Genomic DNA, 7,293 nt, shown 5'->3' with positions numbered 1-7,293 from the left:
AATTAGAAAGGACGATCCACAGGGGGCCGAGAAATTATTTAATAAAGCTTTGAATTGGCCGATAGACTACATAAATACATCTGCCGAGCAATTTATATTCGGGGGATAACAATGGAGACGACGAGGCTTGTGGGGGCGGGTTCAAAAGATGAAATAGAAAGAATTGTTGAAAAAGTTTTTTCTAATTACAGCTATGAGAATAAACCGATAGCATTTCCGACCACAATTGAAATGCGCGATATTACTGGCGAAGCTTCGGTATTGGTTGAGGACCTTCAGTTATCGAGCGAAAACCCAAGAGTTACTATACCTAATGTAGCGGCAATTGGAACGGTCTTTTTTGATTGGGGTTTAGTTGCAAGCCGTCACGGCATTGGCAATGTCACATGGGAAAAGGAAGTATCTGCAGAGGCGGAAGGGATGGTTCGTGCTTTTATTTCTCCAATTAACGTTCCAACAACTTATACTTACATGACATATGAAAAATTGCTAAAAGAGTACAGGAATGTCAAATCCGAAAACGAATATTTTCGAGAGCAGCTTTCGGCGATAAATAGTCCTCAGAAACTTCAGAAGTATTCTATCTGTTACGGTTTCTTTTCCTTGCTTTTCCTTGCCATTGCAAAAATTTTTGGTATTGATTTAGTCCATCCGATCTTAGCCTATTTTGTCTTCGGAATCAGTGCATTCTTTTACCTGTTCGGAATCCTTATGGAAAAACAGGTCGAGAAATAATGCTCTGGCGTTATTTAGGAATGACTTTTTACGAATTCTTGGTACTTCTTGTGGTCGTCCTATGGGGGATAAATTTGTGGATTAGAAGCTTCATGGGTAGGAACCCAATGGAAATTATAATTATTGACAGGGTTTTCAACTTGATAAAGTTTCTGATGAAAGAGCTTAATAGCAGGAACCTGATAAAAAGGATTAATGCCATTGCAGTAGTCATGCTCTTTCTTTTATTTTTGGGGACTTTCGGTATGTTTTTATTTGAGCATTTCAAAAGGTCATTATTTTCCGAAAAATTGTTTATTTTAGCCGTCTTATCTTTTCTATCCGTTTTCCCTACGATGCACATCTGCGAAAAGTTCACCAGGCCTCGATATTAGATTTAACTATCCTCAACTCCTCTAACTTTGTAACCTATTTTCACAGACAGGATCCTCTTCTGTGTTGGAACCAGGAAGGTCTTTTAATTGGAAAAGTAAACTACTGGTGTAGTAATGGCTTCTCCACAAGGTCGAATAGTTGATTTCAAGTGGTAATCCTGGGTTCGCTTTTAATATGAGAGTTGCATACTTGTGAAATCAGCATTTCAAAGACATTAATCCTTTTACTAAATAGTTCCCATCAAGAGCAATAAAGCCCATTCCCTTCCACTTCCACCTTATTCCAAACCCCCTTAGGTGAGTCTTATACCAATTGCGTAGAAGTTTGATGTTCCACACTACCTTACAGTACTGATTTATTTGTCTATAGACTTTGAATGACAGAAGATTTCTTGATGATCCCCAGAAACGGCCCACATCTTCAAACCTTTCTGGAGGAGTCTTTTGGTCCAGCTTTTTTATGTAGGTCGAGAGATAACCGTATAACTGCCCCTTTGATCTAATCGCATTAATCCCTGTCCCTGCTCTCAAATGCTTTTCATCCCCAGACCCAACCACTTTATACCACCTCTCCGCGATCTCTTCTTTAAGGACGAAGTCTGACACTATAATGTGGTAATGAGGAGCTCCCCTCGACTGAAACTCAAGAACCCAAAAGGAAAAAAGTTATCCATTTTCCTCTGCTTACAGGCTCTCGGTGCGTACCTTGACTCCAGCCAGTTCTTCCCATTGGGTGATCACCACCGGATAATACATTTTATTTTTTCCTGCCGCCCGGACGCTTTCGTACACCTGCATAGCTAAAGCCGCGATGGGGAGCGGGACATGCAAGCCCCTTCCGGTCTCCAAAGCCAGCCCCAAGTCTTTCATCATGTAGTCAACTGAAAAGCGCCCCTCTTCAAAAATCCCTTTTAATACCGACTGCCCGACCTGATTCTTTAAGGCAAAGCTTCCGGCCGACCCCTCACAGAGGGCTTCATACAATAACTTGGGTTTCACGCCGGCTTTCACTCCCAGGACAAGGGCTTCAGCAAGAAGGGCGACGGTTCCACCTAAGATGAGGTTGTTGATCATTTTTACCACGTGGCCGCATCCTGTCTCTCCCACGTGGAAGATGTCCGTACCCATAGCTTTTAAGACATCCAGACATTCTTCCAAAACTTTTTTTTCGCCACCCACGAAAATGCTCAGGGTCCCTCCAACGGCTGCCGGCACTCCCCGGGCTACAGGGGCGTCCAACATGGCGACCCCTTTAGTGCTCAGGGCTGCGGCAACCTCCCGGGTGGTCAAGGGATCGATCGTGCTCATTTCTATTAATGTAGCCTTTGGCTTAATCCCTTCGATCACCCCCTCTTTCCCGAGAACGGCAGCCCGCACGTCCGCGGGCCCGGGTAGGATCGTGATGATCACCGGGCAATTCGCGGCCACCTCGCGGGATGATCCGCAGGCTCGAGCTCCCTGGGATATAAGCGGTTTCATTTTTTCCTCGACGAGGTCATATATCCAAAGAGAAAACCCCTTTTTAATCAGGTTCAAGGCCATGGGCTTTCCCATGGCCCCGAGGCCGATGAATCCGATAATTCTTTCCATAACCCCTCCTTTCAGCCGGGTATGTGGGATAGAATATTTTCTTCAACATTCATTCAATTGTATAGGAAATTCTTTTTTGGACACGGATTCACCCTGTTAGATGTTTACGATCTAACAGGGTAAACCCAGATTATCAGGATAAACTAAAAAGAAAATAATTATCTGTGGTTATCTGCGTAAATCTACGTCCTATTAAATTTAGGGATCAACCGTTTAAATTGGTTCGTCCCCGCTTAAACCCTATAATTTTGATCAGCGGGGGAGGAAGATGGCTAAAGCCCAAGCAAAGAGCAGAGCTGCGGCCAGCCTGAATCCCTGAGGGATAAGGCTCATCCAAATAACCCGCCTCAGACTGGCGCCGAAATACTCATTTCCAACAACCATGCAGATATGCACTGGAGAATGGGTTTGCCCGATGGCGTTAGCCGTCATCATGATGATAATGTAAGGAAGTGCAAGTGTTCCCGGGGGAATCAGACCAAGCAACAGGGGGTATACCATTCCTACGGCTACTAACTCCATCCCGGTTGCAAAACTGATGATCAGCGGGAGGGCGAAAGCCAAAATTCCCACGGGGATGCCATAGCCGGGAAGCAAGTGGGCCAAAATTTTGATAAGACCAGAATTTTCCAGGAGGGTTTTAAAAATCATGACTGCAGCCAGAATAAAAAGGAGCTGGGGGCGGATTCCTTTGAGAACCATTTTTTTTAGCATGCTGCCCGAAACCTTTTGGGTCAGCAGCCCGAAGAGTAGCCCGGTGGCCATGGCATAAACAAAATCGATGCGGAACCCCAACGCCAGAACCAGCGGGATCATTAGGGGGGCCACTTCGACCCAAAGAGGACGTCCTCTTTGGGGATCCTCATGGTTGGTGGGAATGAGTGGTTTCAGCCTGGGGTCGCGCCCGATTAGATACCAAAAGCCAACCAGAACGCTGGCCAGGGTGACCGGAAGGTTCCAGCCGATAAGGGTAAAGAGGGGGATGTCAACCACAGTGGCTGCCAGAATCAAGTGGGGCTTAAAAGGAAAGACCTGGTCCCATATGTGCCGAAAGAATAGATTAATGGTAGATTTGCGGTTGGCTTTGAAGCCGATCTCGTCCCCGTAGATTCCTACCATCGGGGCCGAAAGCATAGCCCCCCCGGGAACAGGAAAGAGCCCCAGTAGCGAAGGGACAAGAGCAATCAGCACACCCGAATTTTCGAAGATCCTGCGTAGGGAGGCCAGGATTCTTTGGAGACTTCCGGTGAGTTCCAGGAAGATGGTGAGCATCTCGATTAGGGTTATTACTCCCAATAGTTGCAGGGTCCCTCCTTCTAAAAGGCCCTGAAGGAAGTAAGTGGCAATTTGGGGGAGATCATAACCCGCTGCCAGGCCCAGGATCAGGGCCCCTAAAATTAGTAAATAGCCAAGCATGATTACCCGCTTTCCCTAAGCCAGCCAGCGCTTCCGAAGGTTTATCAAAGAGCCGAAAAGAATGGCTTTTTACTCCTTTTTATGACGTTGGTATGGGTTTAATTCGCAAAACCAGTATAGTGGCCAGACCAACGAGGCCGGAAAAGAATATCCAGGCGAAAAGATAACTTCCCACAGAATCAAATACCCATCCGGCTAAGGTAGGACCGATAATTCCTCCGACGGAGGCCGAAGTCATTACCATTCCGATCATCTTGCCGAAAGACTCTTTGCCGAAGTATTCCCTCAAAATGGCTCCCCGTAGGACCATGGTCCCCCCAAAACTCGGTGGGAAAATAAGAAGAAAAGGAAAGATCATCCATTTCATTTGCAAAAAACATAAGATAATCGTTCCTACTCCCATAAGGGAGAATGCCAGGGCCATCACGTATCTTTTAGTCAATATGTCACCCAACCACCCAAAGCCAAGGCGACCGATGATGCTGGAGAGAGGGATGGCGGCCGCCACCAGGCCAGCCGTAGTCCGGGAAACTCCCAAGCTGCTGAGATAAGGCATGATGTGGGTGACCACTGCCGAAACGGTCATCATCCGGACTGCCTCCACAAAGTTTAAATACAAAAAAGATTTCTTCTTCAGCACCTCCCGGAAAGGTATGTCCACTTTTTTGTTCCGAATTTCATCTGGGGGAACTGCCTTGTCTGCTCCCTTTCCATCGGAAAGTTTAGCGTACTGTGCGGGTTTGTTACGGATAACGAATGATAAGGGGATTCCCAGAATCCACATCCCCACTCCGAGGATCATCAATGTAGCCCTCCACTGATAAACCTCAATGAGCCAGACAATGATGGGGACAATCAATCCACTGGCGCCAAATCCCGAGGCCATAACTCCAAAGGCTTTTCCTACATTTTTATCAAACCAGTTGGCCACGGCGGACATGGTGACGACGATGGTACACCCACCCGCTCCCAAGCCCAGGAGAAGAATAGAACCGTAAAACATGGCCAGGGATTGGGTAAAACTGAGCAAAATAAGCCCAAAGCCGGACGCGATCACTCCGCTGAAGATAAGCTTTCTTGAACCATAGCGATCGACGAGGAAACCGATGGGAAAGGCGAAAATCCCCATTTCCAAGCCGCGCAAGCTGGCCCCCAACGAGATTTGGGTGTAGCTCCAGCCAAATTCCTTTACCAGCGGCTCAAAAAAGGCCGTAAAGCCAAAAAAGGTAATACTACCCACATAGAGGCTGATCAGAAAGCAAGAAAAAACAATCCACCAACCATAATAAATATTTTTAAACATAGGCGTCAAGGCGAACCCCCTCACCCCCACCCTCTCCCCCAGTTGCGGGGGAGAGGGGCAGGGTGAGGGGACATTTAACTTGATTGTATAGGAAATTCCTTTTTGACCCTATAATAAAAGATTCATTGGGACACCCTGGAGGCAATTGGCTTGAAATCTTTATCTGCGAGTATCTGCGAAAATCTGCGTCCCAATTAATTTAACGGGTGGTTTTCCCCTTCTCAGATGGTCATTCCACCGTCGATGGCGATATTCGCCCCGGTCATAAAGGCTGCTTCATCCGAAGCGGCAAAGAGAATGGCAGCAGCGATTTCCTCATCCTTTCCCAGTCGTCCCATGGGCTGGCGGGCGATAAAGTCAACTCTGGCTTTTTCGGGGTCGGCGAAGGCCTGGATCCTTCTTTCTAAGGATGGGGTGTAGGTAGTGCCGGGGCATACACAATTCACCCGAATATTTTCAGAAAGATAATCCGCGGCCATGGCTTTGGTTAAGGCCAAGACTCCTCCTTTGGAGGCCGTGTAAGCCCCCCGGTCTTTCACCCCTTTGATGGCCACTACGGAGGCATTGAGAACAATCACTCCTCCGCCGATTTTGCGCATCTCCGGGATCGTATACTTGGAGACTAAATAAACTCCTTTCAGGTTCACAGCTATGGTACGGTCCCAGTCTTCTTCGGATATATTGTCCACTCTTCCGGGAAGGACGATCCCGGCGTTGTTCACCAGAATGTCGATCCGGCCGAAGGCTTTTACCGTCTCTTCTACTATGCGCCGGGCATCGGCGGTTATGGAAACATCTCCTTGAATGTAGATCCCTTGCCCCCGGGCCTCTTGAAGTAGACGCAAAGTCTCCTGGCCATTGGTCGGAGTCAGAGAGTTGATGGCTACCTTCGCTCCTTCTTTGCCGAAGCGAACAGCCGCTGCCCGACCGATACCCACTCCTGCACCGGTGATCAAAACCACTTTTCCCCGAAATCGCATAAAACCTCCCAAGAAAATTTGCCACAGAGGGCACAGAGAAAACAAAAAAATTAAAGAGGAATAAAAATTGCAAAAGGGAAAAAATTTACATTTCAGGTCATTTTGATCTTTGATTCATAATCTTCTCGGTGACCTCTGTGCCCTCTGTGGCTAAATAGATTTTCTTAAATACCTCGGCCGCGTGGAACGAGCTGCGGACCAGGGGGGCGGAAAAGACCGCTTTGAATCCCATCTTTTCACCTGCGCAACGCAGGTCTTCGAATTCCTCCGGCGGAATATATCGAACGACCGGGTGATGCCTGCCCGATGGTTGCAGATACTGGCCCAGGGTCAGAAGATCGCAGGAGATTTTCCTTAGATCGTTCATGACCTCCAAAACTTCATCCCTCTGCTCCCCCAATCCCAGCATCAGCCCGGATTTGGTGACTCTTCCCGGATCGATCTCCTTGACCGTTTTTAAAAGGTGAAGGGACCTGCGGTAATCAGCCTGCGGGCGGACCTCCGGATAGAGGCGGGGCACGGTTTCTAAGTTGTGGTTGACAATGTCCGGGCCACTATCCGCGACGATCTTCAAGGATTCGAAGGAGCCTTGAAAATCAGGGATCAGCACCTCCACGACGATGGTGGATTCAGTTCTCTTAAGGGCTCTCACGGTCTTAGCAAAGTGGGAAGCGCCGCCATCCTCCAGGTCATCCCGGGTCACCGAGGTGACCACCACGTGGGTAAGCCCCAACTCTGACGCCGCCTCGACAATTCGTTGGGGTTCTTCGGGGTCCGGCGCCGGTGGCCGCTCTTCTGAAGGAATGGCGCAAAAGGTACAGTTTCGGGTGCAGATACGGCCCAGGATTAAGAAGGTTGCGGTTCCCTGGGTAAAACACTCACCCTGGTTCGGGCA

At 48.1% G+C, this 7,293-nt stretch carries 6 protein-coding genes; 1 reads left to right on the top strand and 5 read right to left on the bottom strand.

All coding sequences use genetic code 11. From position 1 onward, the window contains the following. Positions 1-111: 111 nt before the first annotated feature. The gene (locus Q7V48_10540) at positions 112-735 is read left to right on the top strand and encodes a hypothetical protein (GenBank protein ID MDO9211166.1); all 624 of its coding nucleotides are present in this window, start codon (positions 112-114) and stop codon (positions 733-735) included. A 1,058-nt stretch (positions 736-1,793) separates the two neighbouring features. On the opposite strand, the gene Q7V48_10535 is transcribed toward Q7V48_10540, so the two are convergent. From Q7V48_10535 to lipA, 5 genes are all read right to left on the bottom strand, one after another. After that, the gene (locus tag Q7V48_10535) at positions 1,794-2,699 is read right to left on the bottom strand and encodes an NAD(P)-binding domain-containing protein (GenBank protein ID MDO9211165.1); all 906 of its coding nucleotides are present in this window, start codon (positions 2,697-2,699) and stop codon (positions 1,794-1,796) included. 252 nt (positions 2,700-2,951) lie between these two features. Beyond that, positions 2,952-4,115, bottom strand: coding sequence for a DUF401 family protein (locus tag Q7V48_10530; GenBank protein MDO9211164.1), 1,164 nt, complete (start codon positions 4,113-4,115; stop codon positions 2,952-2,954). 79 nt (positions 4,116-4,194) lie between these two features. Beyond that, a complete protein-coding gene (locus Q7V48_10525) occupies positions 4,195-5,442 on the bottom strand; it encodes an MFS transporter (protein MDO9211163.1) in 1,248 nt (415 codons plus the stop codon). A gap of 197 nt (positions 5,443-5,639) precedes the next feature. Beyond that, positions 5,640-6,398: a glucose 1-dehydrogenase gene (locus Q7V48_10520; protein ID MDO9211162.1), complete on the bottom strand. Its 759-nt coding sequence runs from the start codon at positions 6,396-6,398 to the stop codon at positions 5,640-5,642. Positions 6,399-6,495: 97 nt separating this feature from the next. Continuing rightward, a partial coding sequence (gene lipA, locus Q7V48_10515) for a lipoyl synthase (GenBank protein MDO9211161.1) occupies positions 6,496-7,293 on the bottom strand: 798 nt, incomplete at its 5' end.

It is taken from the genome of Deltaproteobacteria bacterium (genome assembly GCA_030654105.1).
Lineage (GTDB): Bacteria > Desulfobacterota > SM23-61 > SM23-61 > SM23-61 > JAHJQK01.
Note: the sequence above shows the minus strand (reverse complement) of the source record. Positions and strands in the feature narration are given on the sequence as shown.